Annotated in this window: 19 protein-coding genes; 9 read left to right on the top strand and 10 right to left on the bottom strand. The window is 51.7% G+C overall.

The genetic code is table 11. The features are described from left to right. Positions 1-2: 2 nt before the first annotated feature. The 4 genes from Q7C21_RS04385 to Q7C21_RS04370 form a co-directional block, all read right to left on the bottom strand. A complete protein-coding gene (locus Q7C21_RS04385; RefSeq protein WP_375150441.1) occupies positions 3-974 on the bottom strand; it encodes a branched-chain amino acid transaminase in 972 nt (323 codons plus the stop codon). Next, on the bottom strand, positions 971-2,380 hold the full coding sequence (locus Q7C21_RS04380) for a phenylacetate--CoA ligase family protein (RefSeq protein WP_003851624.1): 1,410 nt from the start codon (positions 2,378-2,380) through the stop codon (positions 971-973). Before Q7C21_RS04380 ends, Q7C21_RS04385 begins: the two co-directional genes overlap by 4 nt. 97 nt (positions 2,381-2,477) lie before the next feature. Further along, the gene (locus Q7C21_RS04375) at positions 2,478-2,900 is read right to left on the bottom strand and encodes a DUF2000 domain-containing protein (RefSeq protein WP_003851626.1); all 423 of its coding nucleotides are present in this window, start codon (positions 2,898-2,900) and stop codon (positions 2,478-2,480) included. A gap of 29 nt (positions 2,901-2,929) precedes the next feature. After that, positions 2,930-3,286 (bottom strand): Dabb family protein, encoded by a 357-nt coding sequence (locus Q7C21_RS04370; RefSeq protein WP_003851627.1) that lies wholly within the window; start codon positions 3,284-3,286, stop codon positions 2,930-2,932. Positions 3,287-3,447: 161 nt separating this feature from the next. On the opposite strand from Q7C21_RS04370, the gene Q7C21_RS04365 reads away from it, so the two are divergent. Further along, positions 3,448-3,921 carry an Lrp/AsnC family transcriptional regulator gene (locus Q7C21_RS04365; protein WP_003851630.1) on the top strand — a complete coding sequence of 158 codons (474 nt, stop codon included), beginning with the start codon at positions 3,448-3,450 and terminating at the stop codon, positions 3,919-3,921. Between the two features lie 435 nt (positions 3,922-4,356). Then, a complete protein-coding gene (locus Q7C21_RS04360) occupies positions 4,357-5,157 on the top strand; it encodes an SDR family oxidoreductase (RefSeq protein WP_008924768.1) in 801 nt (266 codons plus the stop codon). 175 nt (positions 5,158-5,332) lie between these two features. Here the strand turns inward: Q7C21_RS04360 and Q7C21_RS04355 are convergent, their stop codons facing one another. Then, entirely contained in the window at positions 5,333-5,881 is a 549-nt protein-coding gene (locus tag Q7C21_RS04355) for a TetR/AcrR family transcriptional regulator (RefSeq protein WP_003851633.1), read from the bottom strand. A 128-nt stretch (positions 5,882-6,009) separates the two neighbouring features. Here Q7C21_RS04355 and Q7C21_RS04350 point away from each other — a divergent pair, with 128 nt between their 5' ends. The 5 genes from Q7C21_RS04350 (at position 6,010) to Q7C21_RS04330 (ending at position 10,561) form a co-directional block, all read left to right on the top strand. Continuing rightward, complete coding sequence (locus Q7C21_RS04350; RefSeq protein WP_312544816.1) at positions 6,010-7,101, top strand: alkene reductase; 1,092 nt, start codon at positions 6,010-6,012, stop codon at positions 7,099-7,101. Positions 7,102-7,168: 67 nt separating this feature from the next. Next, positions 7,169-7,951, top strand: a complete 783-nt coding sequence (locus tag Q7C21_RS04345; RefSeq protein WP_033742925.1) for an SDR family oxidoreductase — start codon at positions 7,169-7,171, stop codon at positions 7,949-7,951. Positions 7,952-8,074: 123 nt separating this feature from the next. Then, entirely contained in the window at positions 8,075-8,896 is an 822-nt protein-coding gene (locus Q7C21_RS04340) for an oxidoreductase (RefSeq protein ID WP_008924772.1), read from the top strand. Beyond that, positions 8,896-9,918 (top strand): NADP-dependent oxidoreductase, encoded by a 1,023-nt coding sequence (locus tag Q7C21_RS04335; protein WP_008924773.1) that lies wholly within the window; start codon positions 8,896-8,898, stop codon positions 9,916-9,918. The genes Q7C21_RS04340 and Q7C21_RS04335 overlap by 1 nt, the downstream gene beginning before the upstream one ends. A gap of 166 nt (positions 9,919-10,084) precedes the next feature. After that, on the top strand, positions 10,085-10,561 hold the full coding sequence (locus Q7C21_RS04330) for a glutathione peroxidase (RefSeq protein ID WP_008924774.1): 477 nt from the start codon (positions 10,085-10,087) through the stop codon (positions 10,559-10,561). 42 nt (positions 10,562-10,603) lie between these two features. On the opposite strand, the gene Q7C21_RS04325 is transcribed toward Q7C21_RS04330, so the two are convergent. Together Q7C21_RS04325 and Q7C21_RS04320 are read right to left on the bottom strand one after the other, a co-directional pair. Next, positions 10,604-11,962, bottom strand: a complete 1,359-nt coding sequence (locus Q7C21_RS04325) for an esterase-like activity of phytase family protein (RefSeq protein WP_008924775.1) — start codon at positions 11,960-11,962, stop codon at positions 10,604-10,606. 399 nt (positions 11,963-12,361) lie between these two features. Beyond that, positions 12,362-13,609 carry a diguanylate cyclase domain-containing protein gene (locus Q7C21_RS04320; RefSeq protein ID WP_375150440.1) on the bottom strand — a complete coding sequence of 416 codons (1,248 nt, stop codon included), beginning with the start codon at positions 13,607-13,609 and terminating at the stop codon, positions 12,362-12,364. Positions 13,610-14,375: 766 nt separating this feature from the next. Between Q7C21_RS04320 and Q7C21_RS04315 the strand changes: the two genes are divergently transcribed. Continuing rightward, complete coding sequence (locus Q7C21_RS04315; RefSeq protein WP_003851656.1) at positions 14,376-15,149, top strand: membrane protein; 774 nt, start codon at positions 14,376-14,378, stop codon at positions 15,147-15,149. Positions 15,150-15,257: 108 nt separating this feature from the next. Here Q7C21_RS04315 and Q7C21_RS04310 read toward each other — a convergent pair whose 3' ends face one another. After that, positions 15,258-15,584 (bottom strand): hypothetical protein, encoded by a 327-nt coding sequence (locus tag Q7C21_RS04310; RefSeq protein WP_110411843.1) that lies wholly within the window; start codon positions 15,582-15,584, stop codon positions 15,258-15,260. A 184-nt stretch (positions 15,585-15,768) separates the two neighbouring features. Next, complete coding sequence (locus Q7C21_RS04305) at positions 15,769-16,839, bottom strand: LacI family DNA-binding transcriptional regulator (protein WP_003851659.1); 1,071 nt, start codon at positions 16,837-16,839, stop codon at positions 15,769-15,771. A gap of 266 nt (positions 16,840-17,105) precedes the next feature. On the opposite strand from Q7C21_RS04305, the gene Q7C21_RS04300 reads away from it, so the two are divergent. Continuing rightward, positions 17,106-18,368: a maltoporin gene (locus tag Q7C21_RS04300; protein ID WP_375150439.1), complete on the top strand. Its 1,263-nt coding sequence runs from the start codon at positions 17,106-17,108 to the stop codon at positions 18,366-18,368. Positions 18,369-18,473: 105 nt separating this feature from the next. Here Q7C21_RS04300 and Q7C21_RS04295 read toward each other — a convergent pair whose 3' ends face one another. Further along, positions 18,474-18,791 (bottom strand): glucose PTS transporter subunit EIIB, encoded by a 318-nt coding sequence (locus tag Q7C21_RS04295; RefSeq protein ID WP_003851663.1) that lies wholly within the window; start codon positions 18,789-18,791, stop codon positions 18,474-18,476. Between the last annotated feature and the right edge of the window lie 253 nt (positions 18,792-19,044).

Genomic DNA, 19,044 nt, shown 5'->3' with positions numbered 1-19,044 from the left:
AATTAACAGAAAGGAGTCAGCCAGTGATTAAAGTCAGTTAACTGACCGCGGACTAACTTTTCATACAGACCTTTAACAGACAGGGAAATACTTTTCTCATCCATGCTATTCAGCTTGCGATGGTCGATCTGAATGACAGGCGATATTTCGACGCCCGTGCCTGTTAAAAAACATTCGTCCGCCGTCAGGAGTTCTGAAGGCAATATATCCCGTTGCTCAACACGCAGATCAAGGCAGGTTGTAGCCAGTTCAATGACGGTGCTGCGGGTAATACCCTCCAGAATATGAGCGGTAACCGGCGGAGTAATGAGCGTCCTGTTTTTCACAATAAACACGTTGGATGTGGTCGCTTCGGCAACGTAACCGTGGTGGTTAAGCATTATGGCGTCATCATATCCGCCACGATGAGCCGCCTCCATTGCCAGAGCCGAATTGACGTAGCTGCCGGTAATTTTAGCCCGCGCGGGAATAGAATTATCGGCAATGCGACGCCAGCCTGAAACCGTACACTTCACCCCCCCCTGCTTTATATAGGCGCGCATATTCAGACTATTAACCGAAAGCCCGCTACTGACGCCGGAGAGCTTTACGCCAAATCCGGTGCCAGGTAAAAGATGACGTTTATATGCTATCGGTCGGATATAGCAGTCGTCTTCGACATCATTTTTTTTCAGAAGCGCCAGCGTTAACGCCTTTAACGCCTGAGGTTCGGGTAGATCATCAATCAGCAGTAATAAGGCTGACTGAATCAGCCGGTTAATATGATCGTCCAGACGGAACACATTAACGGTGTTATCAGCATGATGCGCGTAACCACGAATACCTTCGAACACAGCGGTGCCATAATTGAAGGCTTGGGTGGTAACCGGTAACAGCGCGCTATCGGCGGTAATAAACTCGCCGTTGAGGTAGCTCCATAGATGGTGAGGCGACCGGGTTTCATCACGTTTATCAGCGTCACTGATTGTCATCATTCAAATCCCCGATTAATCAGCGCAAGTGCCGCGTCACGATCGCTGTTATCTGCCGCCGGACGCAGGTCATGAATACGTGCCGCTTTCCAGCTCACCATTGCAGAGGTGCCGGTTACGCGACTGGTTTCGCCATCAATCAGGTGAATGCTGACACCGGCAATGTTCTGTTCAATATGCCGTTTGACGTTGCTGAGTAACGAAGAAACATCGGCTTGCCGGTTAAACATCTCCACCGTGATGTTGAGCACATCTCTCCCTTCGCGGTTGTCAATCTGGATAGCGTAATCCAGACAGCCTTCCAGTTTTTCAAGAAGCGCGGCTTCAAGGTCCCAGGCACAGTAAGCCTGCCCGTTGAGCGTCAGGACATCGCGAACACGACCAATCGGCACAATTTTCTGGCTGCCATCCGGCATCAAGGTTGACCGTACCATGTCACCGGTACGGTAACGGATTAGCGGTTTCTGGCCCTTATAGAGATGCGTGATGACTAACTCACCTACCCCCTGTCCCGTGGTGATGTCACAGGCTGCGCCACTGAAAGGGTTGATAATCTCGTAGTAGTTGTTCAGCGGGACGGTGTAGAGGTGACTATCCTGTGCGCACACGGCAAGAATAGAAGACTCCTGTGAGGCATACATACAGCTATAGACTTTTGCCCCCCAGATCTCACCTATGTTTCTTAACAGAGGTGGCGTGGTCAATTCACCCACGGTAAGAATCAGCTTCACGCTGGTTGCCGATGGGTCCCCGCCCGAATCTTTAATGAAACGCGCTACAGCAATCGCCACGGCGGGCGTACAGACCAGTGCGGTTATCTGCAGTTCATTAATTAATGCCATTACCCGCTTCATTCCCACGACGGGCGAACGCGGCCACATTTTGACGACGCTGTAACCCAGACTGCGGAATACATCCTCGAAGGTATCCCCGGTCGAATGAAGTTCTGTTGGCCCCATGACGCCCACCACATGATGGGGCGCAATTTGCTCAAAGATATTACGGTAATGAATAATCAGAGGCGTATTATTATGCACCGAATCGGTTTCATTACGCGGGCACGGCGTCGGCTTCCCCGTTGTGCCTGTCGTTTCGTAATAAATCCAGCTCTGATGAAGGGGGGCAGATGCCAGCGCTGCGCCTTGCATTCTCAGATCATCTTTAGTCGTGAACGGAAGAGACGTGAGACCAGCGGTAGTTAATGATTCAATATCGGAAGACGTTAAACCTTTAAAATGCTCGCGATAAAAGGGTGAATGCTCTGCAACATATTTCACCACTTCTCGCAGTTTATTATTCTGATGAAGACCAAGCTCATTCAGGCTGATATTACCCGCATGGAAGGCGCTATGCAGATAATAAACCTCCTTCGCCTGCGCGATGACTCGTTCTTTAAAAATAGCGTACATCTTCTCTTCCTTAGTCAGGATAAATTAAAATAAAAACAGGCAGGCATGCAGGGTGAGATCGCTATGCGATCGGCTGCTTAACGCGCTTTAAGATGATTTATTTGTAGAGCGGCAGATTCCCTGTCATTCGGGTCAGCTTCTTTTTAGGCCCGATAATGCCAATGGCGACCAGCTCAATATTCTCGCTTTTCACAGACGAAATTCTTTCGCCATACTCTTCATAGGTTTTACACGACTGTGCCAGTGCGCTGAATGGCATGACATACATCTCATCATCACTTTCAGCACTGGCCTGTAATTCATGCAGATAATCACCTGAAGCCAGCAGTACCGGGAGAGGCGCGTAAATAACACCGGGGTAATTGACTTCATCGAGGCTTTGCATATCAGGTCCAACGAGATTATCGACCGTGCGTCCAAAACTGATTCCGATAACGCTTGCTGCGTTCATGGCAAGACCGGCCGGGAGATCTTTATCAATAATAATCGTACAGCGATGCTGACTGGCGTCGAACTTCATCGTAATTCCTCACTTCTCTGGAATGGATCTTAATGTGCGTGCGAAAGCGTATTCAGTACAGAGAGCAAACCACGGTTTAATGTAAAGTCGCCGGGAAATTCAATATCAACCACCTTCCAGTCCGCAATATATTTCCATTTGGCGACGCCTTTCTGATGGTCAGGGTGGATAATATAGGCGTTCAAATCTTCGCGGTTCTCAAACAGGCCAATTACGACAAAATCCGCTGCGATGTCGCGTCGGGTGATATTCCTGCCACAGCTCCAACCTTTTATTTCATTAATATGATCCGGGTGAGCACGCGTGGCTCTCTCTGCATCAATAGTCTCCAGGGATGACCAACTCCACGGACTTTTCAGCGTAAACATGACGATGTGCATTAACATAGGATCCGTTCATTCCTTGTTCCGTTGATAATATTCATTAGAAAGATGAATGTATTATGCCGTAGCGGGGCAGAAAATTGTTACCTATATCATTTACCCGATGCGGATGATTAGGTAAAAATAACCCTCTAAAGCCTCTCTGTAGAAAGGAGTTTTCCCGCATGGCCCTTAGCCCGACAGATATGAAAATACTTGAAATCCTGCAGGATGATGCGCGCGTGACGAACCAGGTGCTGGCAGAGAAAATAAGCCTTTCAGCCTCGCCGTGCTGGCGCAAAGTCCGCAAGCTGGAAGAAGATGAAGTCATTCAGGGCTACCGTGCTGTACTTGACCGCAAAAAAATTGGTCTGGGCGTGATGGTTTTCATCCGGGTCGTCATTGACAGTCACAGCGAAGCCGAGGCCCGAAAATTTGAAGAGGAAGTGACTGCGCTGGAGGATGTGGTGGCCTGCTACAGTATCGGTGGCGATGCTGACTTCCTCCTGCAGGTGGTGGCGTCAGATCTCGACTCCTACGCCGATTTTGCCATGTCCGTGGTACGCCGGTTACCCGGCATCAAAGAGATGCAGAGCATGTTTGTGCTGAAGGAGATCAAACCACTCGTGACTTATCCTATTAAGAAAATGCCTGAATAGATGATGACACCGGCCTCGCTGAGGATGGCGGTTTCAGGCCGGGCCCTTTTGCCGGTCGGCCATCGCCGGTTAAGCGGGCGTCCGCTGTCTGCGGCATCAGGGCATTGCCTCCCGGTTACTCAGCTGAGCATCGGGCAGTCAATTGACCTGCCCGCCAGAAAACCTGCCAGGGTGAATCCACATTTCCTGCCCGCAGGCACTGCTCCTGCAAAGCCTGTGCAACGAAGATCCCGTCAGTCAAGCCCGTCATCGCTGCTAATCCTAAATTTCGCATCTATAATTCAGTGACTCAGGCCCAGGCATCGCATCCGGCTGACCCGCTAAGCCGCGTTTGAGTGCCTGAACGTCAACGTGTCAGCGAACAAACGCCATTCCATCCTGCACGATGCCTGCCGGGTTAACGATGCCCATTACTGACTGAATTAAGGAAGCCTCATGATCTTTTCTCTCAAAAATCAGGTTGCGCTGGTCACCGGCGCCAGCTCAGGTCTCGGCTATGCCTGTGCTGAAGCTCTCGCCAGAGAAGGTGCCTGTGTGGTGGTTAACTACCACAGTCAGGCGGAACCGGCAGAGAAACTGGTTGAAAACATCCGTGCAGACGGTGGACGTGCCATCGCAGTTAAAGGAGATGTATCGAAAGAAGCGGAGGTACAGAACCTATTCGACCAGACGATTGCTGAATTTGGCAGACTGGATATCCTGGTCGCAAACTCAGGGCTTCAGAAGGATGCGCCCTCCATTGAGATGACGCTTGAGGACTGGAACACCGTTATTAACGTCAACCTCACCGGCCAGTTCCTGTGCGCGCGCGCTGCGTTGCGACAGTTCCGCAGCCAGGAGCACCGCCCTCACCTCAGCCGCGCGGTGGGAAAAATTATTCATATGAGTTCGGTTCATCAGCTTATTCCCTGGGCCGGACACGTCAACTATGCCGCGTCAAAAGGCGGGGTTGATTTGCTGATGAAAAGCCTGGCACAGGAAGTGGGTGAAGATCGCATCCGCGTTAACTCCGTGGCCCCCGGCGCTATTGCCACGGCCATCAACGAGGAAGCGACGCAGGGCGAGGCAGGCAAAGAGTTATTGAAACTCATTCCTTACGGGCGCATCGGTGCAGCTGAAGACGTGGCGAATGCCGTCGTCTGGCTTGCCAGCGATTTATCTGACTACGTTCATGGGACAACGCTATTTATCGATGGCGGAATGAGCCTGTATCCTGGATTTCGCGACAACGGCTGACCGTGAGTCGCTGGTTCAGGAGATGGACGGCAGGTTTATATCCATCAGCCAGTACGAAATCCGGAACAGGAGGTCCTGATTTCGCACGCCTGCTGCTATAAATTACACGCCAGCAAGCTGAACACTCCCGTCAGTGCGTCGTGGCTTCATACCAGTGGAGCGGAAAAATAGGGACTCAATGTTCATCTTCATCCGGCGTAAGCAAACGCGTCCGGCAGACGTCCAGAATTTCGTCAGCGAGCCCGGAGTTGTCCGGACAGGCCCGCGAAAGCATTATCGCACCCACAAGATGCGCAAGGGTATTGATCAGTTCTGCGCGCGTTGCTTTTTCTGATTCCAGAATAGCCAGTTGCCGTTCAAGCCCGGCCGCAAATGTCTCCTGAATGGATTCAGACTGACGGGCTGCATCAGTCCCCAGAGCCGACATGACACATCCCTTTCCTCTATCATCGCGATGCTGTCTGGAAAGATAGTATTCGATAAACGTTTCGCGACTCACACCCTGGGTTTTTTCTGCGGATTGCGCAAAACCGCAGCGCATCGCTTCGGCTAACAGATCAGCTTTAGACCCGAAATGCTTATAAAACCCGCCATGTGTTAATCCTGCGGCTGACATCAGTTCTGCAACGCCTACTCCATCATAACCACGCTCGCGAAAAAGCGCTGACGCGGTTTCAACGACCCGCAACCGGTTTTCACGAACCTGCTCTTTGGACACTTTCATATTTTACCTCCTGACACAGAGCCTGATTATACATTGATTATGATCATAATCAAACCAGTTGACATTAATGATTACGATCATCATCATTAAAGAATTACTTTTGCCCGTTACTTCACCGAGGAATGATCATGACCAATGACGCGCTATTTCAAACTTATGAACTGGGGTCCATCACGCTGGCAAATCGCATAGTGATGGCTCCGCTGACCCGTAACCGGGCCGAAGCAGGACTGGTGCCGGGCGAACTGGCAGCGACTTACTACGCGCAACGTGCCACGGCAGGATTACTGATAACCGAAGCCACGCAGATTTCTGAGCAGGCGCAGGGCTATCAGGATACGCCTGGCATCTACACCCAGGCGCAGATTGACGGCTGGCGGAAAGTGACTGACGCAGTGCATGCGAAAGGTGGGCGCATATTTGTACAGCTATGGCACGTGGGTAGGATTTCACACGTCGATTTACAGCCCGGCGGCGCTGCACCAGTCGCACCCTCGGCCATCCGCGCTGAAACTAAAACCTTTGTGAACAACGGATTCGCTGACGTCTCTGAACCCCGCTCCCTTGAACTGCATGAAATAAACGAGATTGTCGCTGACTTCAAAAAGGCGTCGGCTAATGCCATTGCCGCCGGTTTTGATGGCGTAGAAATACATGGCGCGAATGGCTACCTGCTGGAACAGTTTCTGAAGGATGGTGCCAACCAGCGGACCGATGAATATGGCGGTTCTGTAGAGAATCGTGCGCGCCTGCTGCTGGAAGTCGTGCAGGCCGTCAAAGATGAGATCGGCGCAGAGCGTACGGGCGTTCGCATCTCACCTGTCTCTCCCGCCAATGCGATTTCATGCAGCGATCCACAGCCACAATATGACTATGTGGCAGACCAGCTTAATGCTTCAGGTATCGCCTATCTGCACGTCGTCGAAGGGGTAACGGGCGGTCCCCGTGATGCAACGGCGTTCGATTACACGTCGCTGCGTCGCCGCTTCAGAAACACCTATATCGCTAATAATGGCTATGACCTGGCACTGGCATCTGAGCATCTTGCACAGGATAAAGCCGATTTATTCGCGTTCGGCCGCCCCTTCATTTCTAACCCTGATTTAGTCGAAAGACTAAAAACGGGCGCGCCTCTGGCCCCTCTCAATCCTGAAACACTGTATGGCGGTGGAGCACAAGGCTATACCGATTATCCGTCACTAAACGATACCAGCGAATAAATTCCTGGGTGTGCTTAACATACTTCGCCGACGGCGATTCTGACCCACTAACAAAGAAGATAAAATGATGAAAAAACCTTCAGTTCTTATCACCGGGGCATCCGCAGGAATTGGTGCGGTCTATGCAGAACGGTTTGCCCGCCGTGGACATGACCTTGTTCTGGTTGCTCGCGACAAAACAAAACTGGAAACCCTTGCGAAACGACTGCAACAGGAACACACCATTTCCGTGGATGTTCTGCCTGCCGATCTGACACAAGCGGGTGATTTAACCACAGTGGAAGCGCGCCTGCGTGAAGATGCGGGGATAGGTATTCTTATCAATAACGCAGGCATCGCTCAGTCCGGCAGTTTTACCGAGCAAACACCGGATTCCATGGAAAAGCTTATCGCCTTAAACGTAACCGCCCTGACGCGACTTGCCAGTGTTGCGGCTACCCGTTTTGCCGACGCCGGAGAAGGTTCAATCGTCAATATCAGTTCAATCGTTGGACTCGCCCCGGAATTTGCTATGACGGTCTACGGCGCAACCAAAGCCTTTGTTCTGTTCCTGTCTCAGGGAATGAACGTAGAGCTGTCATCAAAAGGGATTTATATCCAGGCGGTACTTCCGGCGGGGACTTACACCGAAATATGGAATCGCGCCGGTATCGACATCACTAACGCGCCGAAAATGATGGAAGTCGGCGAACTGGTTGACGCCGCTCTGGCAGGCTTTGACCGCCGCGAGCTCGTGACGATTCCGCCTTTGCATCATGCTGAGCGCTGGGATGTGCTGGATACCGCCCGTCAGGGGCTGCTGTCAGACATCAGACAGGATGAAGCAGCAGATCGCTACAAAACGTTGTAATAAAAGTCATTTCAGCGGAACCCTCCATCGGGGTTCTGCTGAGAGTGAAGCCAATGATTAATCTGCGGCTGCGTCTCTTTTCCTGCAGAAAAATCCAAACGCAAACTTAAGGTCATACTCATCATGACACCAATACGTGTAGCACTTGTGACTGGCGCATCTTCAGGAATTGGCGAAGCCTCTGCTAATAAACTTCTTGCGGCGGGTTATCGGGTCTATGGCACAAGCCGGCGTGGTCCGGCGGCAGGTGAACACGCTTTTCCCTTACTGCCACTGGATGTGACGGATGACGCGTCGGTTAAGGCTACCATTGAGGCGTTAATCCAGCGGGAGGGCCGAATCGACCTTCTCGTGAACAACGCGGGCTTCGGGGTTTCTCCGGCAGCCGCAGAAGAGAGTTCTATTGAGCAGGCGCGGCAGATCTTCGACACCAATTTTATGGGTATTGTAAGAGTGACACGGGCCGTGCTGCCCCACATGCGCCATCAGGGCAGTGGGCGCATTATTAACATCGGTTCGATTCTCGGCATCGTGCCATTGCCCTATGTCGCCCTGTATGCCGCCAGTAAACATGCCGTAGAGGGTTACTCGGGCGCACTCGATCATGAACTGCGCACACAGGGTATCAGGGTCTCCGTCATCGAACCGGCATACATAAAAACGCAGTTTGAAGCTCACAATATAGAACCAGACGCAAAGCTTGAAGCGTACGAACTCATTCGGGCTAAGTTAACGAAGGTGGTCAGTAAGGCAATGGCTACAGCAGAAAGCGCTGAGGTGGTGGCAGAGGTCGTGGTTAACGCGGCGCAGAGCGCACGGCCAAAAGTACGCTATACAGCAGGAACGCTGGCTGCAAAACTCAATTTTATCCGCCGTTTTGCGCCCGCTTCCTTGCTCGACAAAGTTGTGCGAAACAGCCTTCAGCTTGATGCGAGAAATGAATGATGAAAACCCGAACGATGAAAGCTTTTACGTTTAAACGCTACGGAAAATCACCTGAAATGGGGTTTGAAGAGAGCGATTATCCTTCTCACGGCGCTGAAGACATTCTGGTGAAGGTGTATGCCGTAGGTCTGAATCCCATCGATAACATGATCCCTGCGGGAACGTTCAAGCCGGTTTTGCATTTTAAGCTGCCCGCTACGCTCGGCAGCGATCTGGCGGGTGTGGTTGTCGCAACCGGGAGTCGCGTGACGCGCTTTAAGCCGGGTGATGAGGTTTACGCCAGCATTTTCGATACCGGTACGGGTTCTCTGGCCGAGTATGCGCGGGTTCATGAAAGTCACGCCGCAATAAAGCCAAAGAATCTGGATTTCGTTCAGGCGGCTTCGCTTCCGATGGTGAGTCTGACGTCATGGCAGGCATTCACAGAGAGAACCTCTCTGCAGGCGGGACAGAAGGTCTTCATTCCGGCAGGTTCAGGAGGCATCGGCAGCTTTGCGATCCAACTGGCGAAACATCTTGGCGCAAAGACAGGAACGACGACCAGTACGGCTAATGTGGAATGGGTCAGTCGGCTGGGTGCAGATGAAGTGGTTGACTATAAAAAACAGGAATTCGAACAGGTGCTGAGGGATTATGATGTTGTTCTCGGTACGCTCCGTGGGGATGCCATTGAGAAATCCACGCAGATCCTAAAACCCGGTGGGAAAATAGTCTCTCTGATTGGACCTTTAAACGCTGATTTCGCGCGAGCCAGACACCTGAACATCGTTCTGCGGTTAATATTGAGCCTGATGAGCCGTAAGATTGTGCGGCTTACAAAAAAACGTGGCCTGCATTATTCCTTTCATTTTGTGCGTCCCGATGGCAATCAGCTCAGCCATATAGCCAGCCTGATTGAAGCGGAACACATTAAGCCGGTGATCGACAGAGTTTTCCCTTTCACCAAAACTCAGGAGGCGCTTGACTGGCTTCAACAAGGGCGTGCAAAAGGTAAAGTTGTGGTTAAGGTCCAGCAGGAATAGCCCCCGACTCTCATCGGGAGCGAAAGATCATTCTGTACGCTGGCGGCAGAGATTGGCATCAGGATTACGGGTCTGTGAGCGCACTCTCTGCCGGGCACCATCTCCCTCCGCTGTTCGTGCTGTGCTACTGTTGACGCATACCGGGTTTTGCTCAGAGGAGGGTGACATGTCTCCCTTTTATCAATTTAAGGCCGCCAGCCTCAATGGTGAGCTTATCTCAATGAACGACTTCGCAGGCAACGTGGTTCTGGTGGTGAATACCGCCAGCCATTGTGGATTCACGCCCCAATACGCAGGTCTTGAAGACCTCTACAAAAAGTATGCTGCTCAGGGACTGGTGGTGCTGGGATTCCCCTGCAATCAGTTCGGTAAACAGGAGCCCGGCGGAGCCGACGAGATCGCGCAGACATGCCACATCAACTATGGTGCGAGTTTCCCGATGTTCGGCAAGGTAGAGGTTAATGGCGCCGCAGCCCATCCGATTTTTCGGTACCTGAAAGAGGAATTGCCCGGCGTGCTGGGTGGGCGTATTAAATGGAACTTTACTAAGTTCCTTATCGGGCGCGACGGCAAACCGATCAAACGATTTGCCCCAACCACCACGCCCGGGAAAATGGAAGCCGCCATTATTGCTGCCCTTTAAGGGGCTGCATTAAAGGCATGCAGCCCTGAGTGAGCAAAGCGTTTATTGCAGCGGCTCTGCCAGCGTAATAATCCACAACTCGCTGTCCGATTCAGGTTTCTCTAAGGGTTTCAGGCCAATGGTCGTTGCCACGGGCTTATCATCAATCGTGAGCGTCCCCTGCCCGGTCACCTGATAATCTTTACGCTTCTTACCTTTAACCGGATTTTGCATGACCGCTTTCACGCCGAAGTCATTGTCATTGGCGATCGCGAGCGTTTTCCTGTCGATAAGCGCCAGTCCTTCAGCCTTCTCCTGCTGCCAGCCGAGTTGACGTAAATCGGCCACCAGGGTTTTATCGGCCAGCTTAATACCGCGCTGCGCCAGCGCTTTCTCGTCATTAAATTCCGGATAGTCGCCCGGCTTATCAAAGGCTGTAAGATCGGTAGCCGGGCTGAGATCGACCTTGTAGATAAGGTTGCGCATTGTGTCGTTTTTGTCGCTGCCTTGCTCAATCAACAGGATATGCTGATTGTCTATCGCCACAATATCGCCAATTTTTGCGTCACTGTTTTTACTGTAAACCCCACTGTCGATGGGGTAGCCATACATCGCGGTTTTCCCGGTCGCCGGATCAAAGCTCACCAGACGCGTAAATCGCGCCTGCTTTTTACTTTTACCGTCAATATCCAGCGTGCTTTGTACTGCGGCGATGATGCGCCCATCCGGCATGCGGGTGATCCCTTCAAAGCCGCGATTTGGCTGACGCCATTTGAGAATATTCGGCAGACCACCCGCCAGAGCTTTCTCTCCCTCTGCGGCCTGCGGTCCGTGAATGGCCAGAATAGTGCCACGCTCATCAACGTTAATCAGGAACGGGCCATATTCATCACAGAGCCAATACCCGCCCTTTCCATCGGGCGTAATGCTTTCTGTATCCAGACCGCGATTATCGCCATGCAGCACTTTCAACGTATCGCTTAGCGCGATTTCATTAGTTGACCCGATGACGTCATTCTGTAACGGCAATCCATTAATACTGCCTTTATTGTCATGCAACGGTCGGGCATCCGTGGCCTGAGCTTTGCCGTTCTGAACCCGAATTCTCATCAGCAGTGGCGCGAAGTCTGGCGTGACAAAGATTTTTGACTCTTTCTTACCCACATCAGGCGAATCAGCATTCGGTCCGCGATCGGTGACCGTTTCAAATGTCAGCGCATCCCCTTCCTTGCCTGTAAATAACAAACCGGAGCCAATGCCCACTGGCAACCCCTGAGGAAATGCACTGGCGAACGCGCCGTTGTAACTGACACGCGTTCCTTCCGGAAAACTGACGATGTAGCGTTCCACCTGCGGCTGCGCCGCGAATGTGGATAAAGAGAGCACACAACTGGTAACCAGAGATATCGCTTTTATTTTCATATTTCTAAAATCCATGAAGGAAAACGCACAGCGTGAAGAATGAAAATGACAGGAAAATGAAATAACCTGGAAACATTCACGGCTAAAAGCTTGATTATTACACCATTGAGAAGAGTGGCTGGAAAAGGAGGAGTGTATAGCTTCAATGAAAGCCGTTCACGGCAGCATACCCGTGAGGCGAATCCGGCAGGCAGATTCGATGGCACACGACGGGCATGATATCGATCTGGCCTTCTCCCGGATAACAGGAGAGAACGGGCATAGTGTCTGACAGGAATGAGGTTAATCAGCCAGGCTTGACGGCGTTATGACCGCTGTGATGACACTGTAAGATGATTGTTCGCCGGAGCAGGAGAAATAGAGTATTCAGAGAGCGTTCCCCGCCAGCTTGCTGATTGGCTAAGGCGCTGCTGACTCAAAAAACTGGTAAGAACCATCACGCCGTGCTTTGGCCTGATACATCGCCTTATCCGCATTTTCGAATAACATTTTGGCCGATACCGTGCCGAAGCGGGCAAGACTGATACCGATCGCTGCGCCGATGCGCACATCCATATTATTAATAGCAAATGGCGCCTGCAGACTGTCAATAATACGCTGAGCAATAGCAGATGCGGTTTCGCGATTATGACACTTCGCTGCCACGACAAACTCATCGCCGCCCAGTCGCGCTACGGAATCTCCGGGACGCATGCAGCGTTGCAGCCGTTGACTCACCTGTTGCAATAGCGCATCGCCCGTCGCGTGCCCCATCAGATCATTTACCGCCTTAAAGCCGTTAAGATCAATAAACATCACTGTGGTGTAGGCCTGATCCTCCACCTGAGACAGCATGCCGCCCACTTTCTCAATGATCCAGGCGCGGTTATGCAGGCCGGTCAGCGTGTCCAGGGTCGCCAGCTTCTCAAGATCACGCATCCGCTCTTTGTCTCGCGTGATGTCGCGCGACACCAGTACGGCACCAATGTTTTTTCCCGTATTAGGATTAGTGACGCCACAGGCTTTGGTGCCCAGATTGATGTAGTGACCGTCACGATGCAGTTTGCGCACTTCCACCACATCCGGCCATACTCCCCCGCTAAAGATGCATGAGAGTGTTTCAGTGGCAGCGTCATGATCGTCGGGATGCAGGAAATCCAGCACTAACCTGCCCACCACCTCTTCGGCGGTCCAGCCAATCATTTCGCTATAAGAAGGTGAGATCGACACGTAGCGGCCTTCCGCATCGCAATGGGCAATAAGATCGGTGCTGTTTTCAATTAACAGACGATATTCTGCCGCCGTGCGCAGCGCATCCTCCAGCGCTTTACGCTGTCCGGTGACATCAAGAATGAAGCCGTTATATTGCAGATGAGATCGCCCAGGGAGGGAATCCGGCAGGCCAGACAAAAGGACACGGCGCGTCTTACCGTCCAGACAATGAATAGGCACTTCGATATGAAAAGGCGTGAGTTCTTCCAGCGCTGCAGTCAGTTTCTGCGCAACTTTCGCATCATCGTCAGCCTGCGCCAGCCTCAGCCATGAACTCAGCGTCACGCCTTTCAGTTCAGGCATCATACCCGCCGGGCTTGCCTGACTGGTGATGCAGATACCCTGGGCGTCAGTAGACCAAACAGCGGTAAAAGAGGGTTTGATCATTATGTTCATGGTGGCCGACTCCGATGTTGCTGACGATATTAACTGTGCGCAATACTCGTCGCTACACACCTGATTATAACCGTAAGTCCCCGCCTGCATCTAAAACAGGCCTGTGAACAGGTTTATCATTGCAAAAATACCCGCCATAAACACTGGCTTAAACCGGCGCCACTGCGGCTACCGTTTTTGAGTCACCCTTTCCCTATGAGTCTGCGAAAACGTCCATGACAGTATGCAGTGTCAGAAGTATCAGCCTGAGTATATCGGCGCATCGGGACAGAATCTTTAGTCACATCCCTGATATATCAGGGACTGAAACGCTGGAGGTCAGCTTATCTGAAAACCTTTACGCCGCCAGCACCGTTCCTTTCCTCCTGTAACAGGGATTAGTCACTCTGGCTGGCCCTTACGGCATTCACAACAGGAGATTGACGGTAATCTGAGACACTGTGCTGGCGCGCTGTGATTCTTTAATTTTATTGCTTATAGATGGATGTTTGTCAGAGAGTTTTATTTGCGCCTGTCTGACTACCCGCATCCAGTCACGAAAACCAGCTTTCCGTCCGGATAAAAAATAACATGTGATTACATTGTGATGTGGGCACTTCATCTGAAATTCAGGTCTCATTTCAAAACGCCCTTCCCGATTCACGCCACGTTAAAAATCCTGTTAGGGAAATCTTTTTCATTCCTTCAGCTTAACATTTTCTTAAGATTAATCTCATAGAATCGCTGCGATATTAGCCCATGTTGGGCTTTTCCGGAGCACGACCTCATGCAAAATAACAACACAGCCTCTCACTCCCTAAGCAAAGTTCCGGCCGTCACCGCGGCTTTCTGGTTAATCAAAATTGCAGCGACAACCCTGGGTGAAACCGGTGGTGATGCAGTGACCATGTCGATGAATCTGGGTTATCTGACCGGGACACTGATATTTGCCATCATCTTCCTGGTCGCGGTGGTGGTGCAGATTAACCGTCACAACTTCAATAAATGGATTTACTGGTTCACCGTGGTCGCCACAACCACAGTTGGCACGACGATGGCAGACTTTGCCGATCGCTCGCTTAACATTGGCTATCCAGGGGGCACGCTGCTACTGAGCACACTACTGGTTCTCTCTCTGTTCCTGTGGAAAATCACCTGCGGCACAGTCGCAGTAAGCTCAGTCAACAATGGGGTCACGGAGTGTTTTTACTGGGTCACCATTATGTTCTCACAAACACTGGGCACAGCATTGGGTGACTGGACGGCAGACACCGAAGGGTTGGGTTACGATGGCGGGATCCTGCTGTTTGTTGGGGCACTTGCTATTATCTGGGCTGCCAGTCGCTTTACGTCACTTTCCCGCACAGCGCTTTTCTGGGCAGCCTTTATTCTGACCCGACCTTTAGGTGCCGTTGTTGGCGACTTTCTGGATAAACCCCTTGCCGCAGGTGGACTGGCGCTGAGTCGATACGGTGCCTCGCTGACACTGGCACTGATCATTATCACCTGCATGGTCGTACTGCCACAGCGACCGGCGATAAAGACGGCAACCGAAAATTAAAAAGCGCGACCCTTAGATTTACAGGTCACGCTTTTACAGATGTCATCAGGGCCGCCAGCAATGGCGGCTTTTATATTTCTGGTGCGTCATGGTTCGCAGACAGCGAAATCAGACTGAGCGCTCAAAAGAGATGTTATGACCCTCGGGCGCGGCGGAGAGCACCGGCAGACTTTCTGCTGACTCCTGCATCTTTACCCGAAATGCGGTGTTACTGGCATCAAGAAAAACGGTTCTCAGATGACGATTACAGATAAACCATATTTCATCGCGGTCATTTGAAAGAATGTAGTAAGCATCTGAAGTTTCAGAGGGGTTAAAACAGCCCAGCGCCCGATAAGCCGTCTGGGGCGTAAAACCACTCGAAAGCGGCAGCGGCCTGGGGCCATGCGCTAACTCCTCAATCCGAAGGTAAAGTCCCTGTTCGAGCCACAACATAATGTCACTCCCTGAAGCCAATGAAATCGGGCTGAATGTATCGGAGTGCCTTAGCGCGAATCAGAATGCACGTCACGACAGCATCAGATAATCGGGCAATCTGTCCGACATTCAGAATAATTATCCTGATCTGAGCATAGCAGCGGTGCGTTCTTGTGCTTTTTTATCTTCAGTAATTGTCGGGTTACTCAAGCCGGCTGGCGATCAGCCGCAACTGTTCGGCAATCTGCTTTAAATCCCGCTGCTGCTGCCCGGCGCTACCGGTTGAACTGCGCACCACCAGTTTTGCTGGCAGAATGGAAGAGGAACGCTGATCATCCTCTTCACTGGCTAACAACAGACGCGACACCGCTTCTTTACCCTGTAAATCCAGATCCAGCGATACCGTGGTTAACGCCGGATGGAAGAAGGCGCTTTCATAGGTGTCGTCGTAGCCAATCACCGAAATTTGCCCCGGCACCGCCACGCCGCGCTGATGCAGTGCGCTCAGCACACCCAGCGCCATCTGGTCATTGCCCACGAGCAGCGCGCTGAATTCCGGCGCTTCCCGCAACAGTTGCAATACACCGTTATAACCACTCTGCGCATCCCAATTGCCGTGGCTGACACTGACCGGCTTCAGACGATAACTTTCCAGCGTATCCAGCCAGCTCTTCAACCGCAGATTGGCAGAGACCGACTGCTCAGGCCCGGCCAGCAGCGCGAATTCGCGATGCCCCTGCTCATACAAATATTTGACGCTGGCGCGAGTACCGTCAGCCGGGTTAAACGAAACGTTAAACACCGAACTGTAGGGATCAACATCCAGGAACAGACAGAGTATGTCCTGATTCTCCTCCACGACCTGTTCTGCGTCAGCACTCTCCAGCGGGACGTTGATAATGACTTTATCCACCCGCTGAGACTTCAGTTCATTGATACAGTCCTGCAGGCTTTGGTTGACGTTCTCATCAATCATCGCAATCAGTACCTGATAGTCCGCAGCATTTGCATAACGTTTAACGGCGGCGGCCACCTGAGAAGGCGCATGCAGGGCGAGCGATGTTGTCACCAGACCAAGCGTGGTGCTCTGCTTACCCACCAGCTGCTGCGCCAGTCTGTTAGGCACGTAACGCAGGGTCTCAATGGAGTGCTCCACCTTGCGCCGCGTTGATTCCGAGACATTTGCCGACTTATTCAAAACCCGTGAAACCGTCTGATACGACACGCCAGCATGACGGGCGACATCCTCTAAGGTGGCATTTTTTGATTTCATAATTCGCATCCCTGATGACCGAAGTCGGCATGGTATCACAGCCGCAGTGACAGCCAGGCTGCCGCAGTCACATTGCGGGAATAAAAAGTAAAAGTAATACCTTCACATAGTAAAATTTGGTGATCCAATTCACTAATCGTTACAAATAGCGCCGCTTTATTTGCAGTACGTCACACATTATCGCGATTTTATTTGTCACTCATCTGACAAAAGACGTTTACTGCCGCTGTCATGTGAACGTATTACAAATAATAATTGAGGATAACATGGAAACAAGGTTACGTACTGCTGCTGTGGCGCTTGCTGCGGCCCTGACCTCCCCGACACTCTATGCCGCTATCGACAACATTGATTTCCATGGCTATCTGCGTGGTGGCGTGGGCGTATCGCAGGATGGCGGTATTGATGAGTATCAAAAAAACAAGGTTGGCCGTCTTGGCAACGAAGCCGACACCTATGGCGAGGTTGAGCTGGGCAGCGAGGTCTACAAAAAGGACGACGTGAGTTTCTATGTCGACACCATGGTCAGCATGTTCTCCGACGGCTCAAACGATAACGAAACCACCTTCGGCGATGATGCGCAGTTTGGTTTGCGTCAGCTGAACCTGCAGATAAAAGGACTGGTGCCGGGAGACAAAGATGCCGTGATCTGGGGCGGCAAACGCTACTACCAGCGTCACGATCTGCACATCATTGATACCAAATACTGGAATATTTCTGGTTCAGGTGCCGGTATCGAAAACTACACCCTGGGTCCGGGCGCTATCTCGTTTGCGTGGATTCGTGGCGACGCCAATGATGTGGATTACCGCGTGGATGGCGATAACGACGTCAACATTAACTACCTCGACCTTCGCTATGCCGGCTGGAAACCCTGGAGCGGTGCCTGGACCGAGTTTGGTGTTGACTACGCCATGCCGAACACCACGAACAAACAGAAAGAATATGGTGGCCTGTATGACGCGGATAACGGCGTTATGCTCACCAGTGAGATCAGTCAGGATATGTGGGGTGGCTATCAGAAACTGGTGTTCCAGTATGCCAACAAAGGCCTGGCACAAAACATGATCTCGCAGGGCGGCGGCTGGTATGACATGTGGAACGATACCAGCAATGCCACCGGCTATCGCGTGATCAATACCGGCCTGCTGCCGATAACCGATAAATTCTCCCTGAATCAGGTCTTCACCTGGGGCTCAGCCGATGATATCACCGCGCAGACCAGCAAAAGTACGCTGCTGTCGCTGGTGGGGCGTGGACAGTATCAGTTCACACAGTATGTCCGTGGTATCGGCGAAGTCGGCAGTTTCTGGCAGAAAGATGAGAATAAAGTGGGCAGCGACTATAAAGCGGCGGGACAGAAATATACGCTGGCGCTGGGTCTGGCAGCCGGTCCCGAATTTATGTCTCGTCCGGAGCTACGTCTGTTTGCTTCTTACCTGAATGATTCAGAAGACGGACACAGCTTCAAAGACAACACCAGTAACAACACCTGGAACTTCGGCGTACAGGTCGAAGCCTGGTGGTAACAGAGCAGTCTCCTCATTGTGATCATTGTTAAGCTCTTATGCAGGGGCTTATTTGGATAACCGGCGACGGTTATCCATTTTTTTGCATCATATTTTTACAGCGGTTTATTGCTCTGGCTTAAAGAAACGTTCTTCCAGCAACTGACGCAACTGGTCAGACTGCTTACCAAAGATTGCATGTACCTCATGCCCCAGGATCACCACGCCAATCGCCCCCGCTTTCTGTAATCCCGCCGTATCAACTGCCTTCAGCGACGTTACTTTTACCCGTAGCCGGGTTAAACAGGCGTCAACCTGCTGAATATTCTCACGCCCGCCAAAACAGTTCACCAGACGCTCCAGTAGTGCGCTGTCTACCTCAAGCTCTTCCACCGTCAGCGGCTGCCGACTGAAATATTGCTTAAACGATTTCAGACTCAACATGTTGTTCTCCTTCAGATAATAAAAAAGGCGGGCAATGGCCCGCCACTCACGACTGATTAATGAAAACGCGGGGGACATGCCTGGGAACGCTCACTGAATATACACGCTTCCTGCATCTATCCTGTTAGCAGCCTCTAAAAAACCGGCTCCCTATTAACAGTTAAATTCAGACCTTAGTACAGGCAAGGCCAAAACCATAAGCGATGGGAGCCAGTGCCTGTAGCAAAGCATCACGGGCCATGGAGAATAACGC

The organism is Pantoea sp. ANP04 (genome assembly GCF_041982285.1).
In the GTDB taxonomy this organism is placed as follows: Bacteria; Pseudomonadota; Gammaproteobacteria; order Enterobacterales; family Enterobacteriaceae; genus Pantoea; species Pantoea eucalypti.
The sequence above is the reverse complement of the archived record's forward strand: the minus strand, read 5'-3'. Positions and strand labels throughout refer to the sequence as shown.

Bases quoted from the DNA above. Each gene is read 5' to 3' on its own strand.
- Q7C21_RS04385 (WP_375150441.1), bottom strand. From the start codon at position 974: ATGATGACAATCAGTGACGCTGATAAACGTGATGAAACCCGGTCGCCT.
- Q7C21_RS04380 (WP_003851624.1), bottom strand. From the start codon at position 2,380: ATGTACGCTATTTTTAAAGAACGAGTCATCGCGCAGGCGAAGGAGGTT.
- Q7C21_RS04375 (WP_003851626.1), bottom strand. From the start codon at position 2,900: ATGAAGTTCGACGCCAGTCAGCATCGCTGTACGATTATTATTGATAAA.
- Q7C21_RS04370 (WP_003851627.1), bottom strand. From the start codon at position 3,286: ATGTTAATGCACATCGTCATGTTTACGCTGAAAAGTCCGTGGAGTTGG.
- Q7C21_RS04365 (WP_003851630.1), top strand. From the start codon at position 3,448: ATGGCCCTTAGCCCGACAGATATGAAAATACTTGAAATCCTGCAGGAT.
- Q7C21_RS04360 (WP_008924768.1), top strand. From the start codon at position 4,357: ATGATCTTTTCTCTCAAAAATCAGGTTGCGCTGGTCACCGGCGCCAGC.
- Q7C21_RS04355 (WP_003851633.1), bottom strand. From the start codon at position 5,881: ATGAAAGTGTCCAAAGAGCAGGTTCGTGAAAACCGGTTGCGGGTCGTT.
- Q7C21_RS04350 (WP_312544816.1), top strand. From the start codon at position 6,010: ATGACCAATGACGCGCTATTTCAAACTTATGAACTGGGGTCCATCACG.
- Q7C21_RS04345 (WP_033742925.1), top strand. From the start codon at position 7,169: ATGAAAAAACCTTCAGTTCTTATCACCGGGGCATCCGCAGGAATTGGT.
- Q7C21_RS04340 (WP_008924772.1), top strand. From the start codon at position 8,075: ATGACACCAATACGTGTAGCACTTGTGACTGGCGCATCTTCAGGAATT.
- Q7C21_RS04335 (WP_008924773.1), top strand. From the start codon at position 8,896: ATGAAAACCCGAACGATGAAAGCTTTTACGTTTAAACGCTACGGAAAA.
- Q7C21_RS04330 (WP_008924774.1), top strand. From the start codon at position 10,085: ATGTCTCCCTTTTATCAATTTAAGGCCGCCAGCCTCAATGGTGAGCTT.
- Q7C21_RS04325 (WP_008924775.1), bottom strand. From the start codon at position 11,962: ATGAAAATAAAAGCGATATCTCTGGTTACCAGTTGTGTGCTCTCTTTA.
- Q7C21_RS04320 (WP_375150440.1), bottom strand. From the start codon at position 13,609: ATGAACATAATGATCAAACCCTCTTTTACCGCTGTTTGGTCTACTGAC.
- Q7C21_RS04315 (WP_003851656.1), top strand. From the start codon at position 14,376: ATGCAAAATAACAACACAGCCTCTCACTCCCTAAGCAAAGTTCCGGCC.
- Q7C21_RS04310 (WP_110411843.1), bottom strand. From the start codon at position 15,584: ATGTTGTGGCTCGAACAGGGACTTTACCTTCGGATTGAGGAGTTAGCG.
- Q7C21_RS04305 (WP_003851659.1), bottom strand. From the start codon at position 16,839: ATGAAATCAAAAAATGCCACCTTAGAGGATGTCGCCCGTCATGCTGGC.
- Q7C21_RS04300 (WP_375150439.1), top strand. From the start codon at position 17,106: ATGGAAACAAGGTTACGTACTGCTGCTGTGGCGCTTGCTGCGGCCCTG.
- Q7C21_RS04295 (WP_003851663.1), bottom strand. From the start codon at position 18,791: ATGTTGAGTCTGAAATCGTTTAAGCAATATTTCAGTCGGCAGCCGCTG.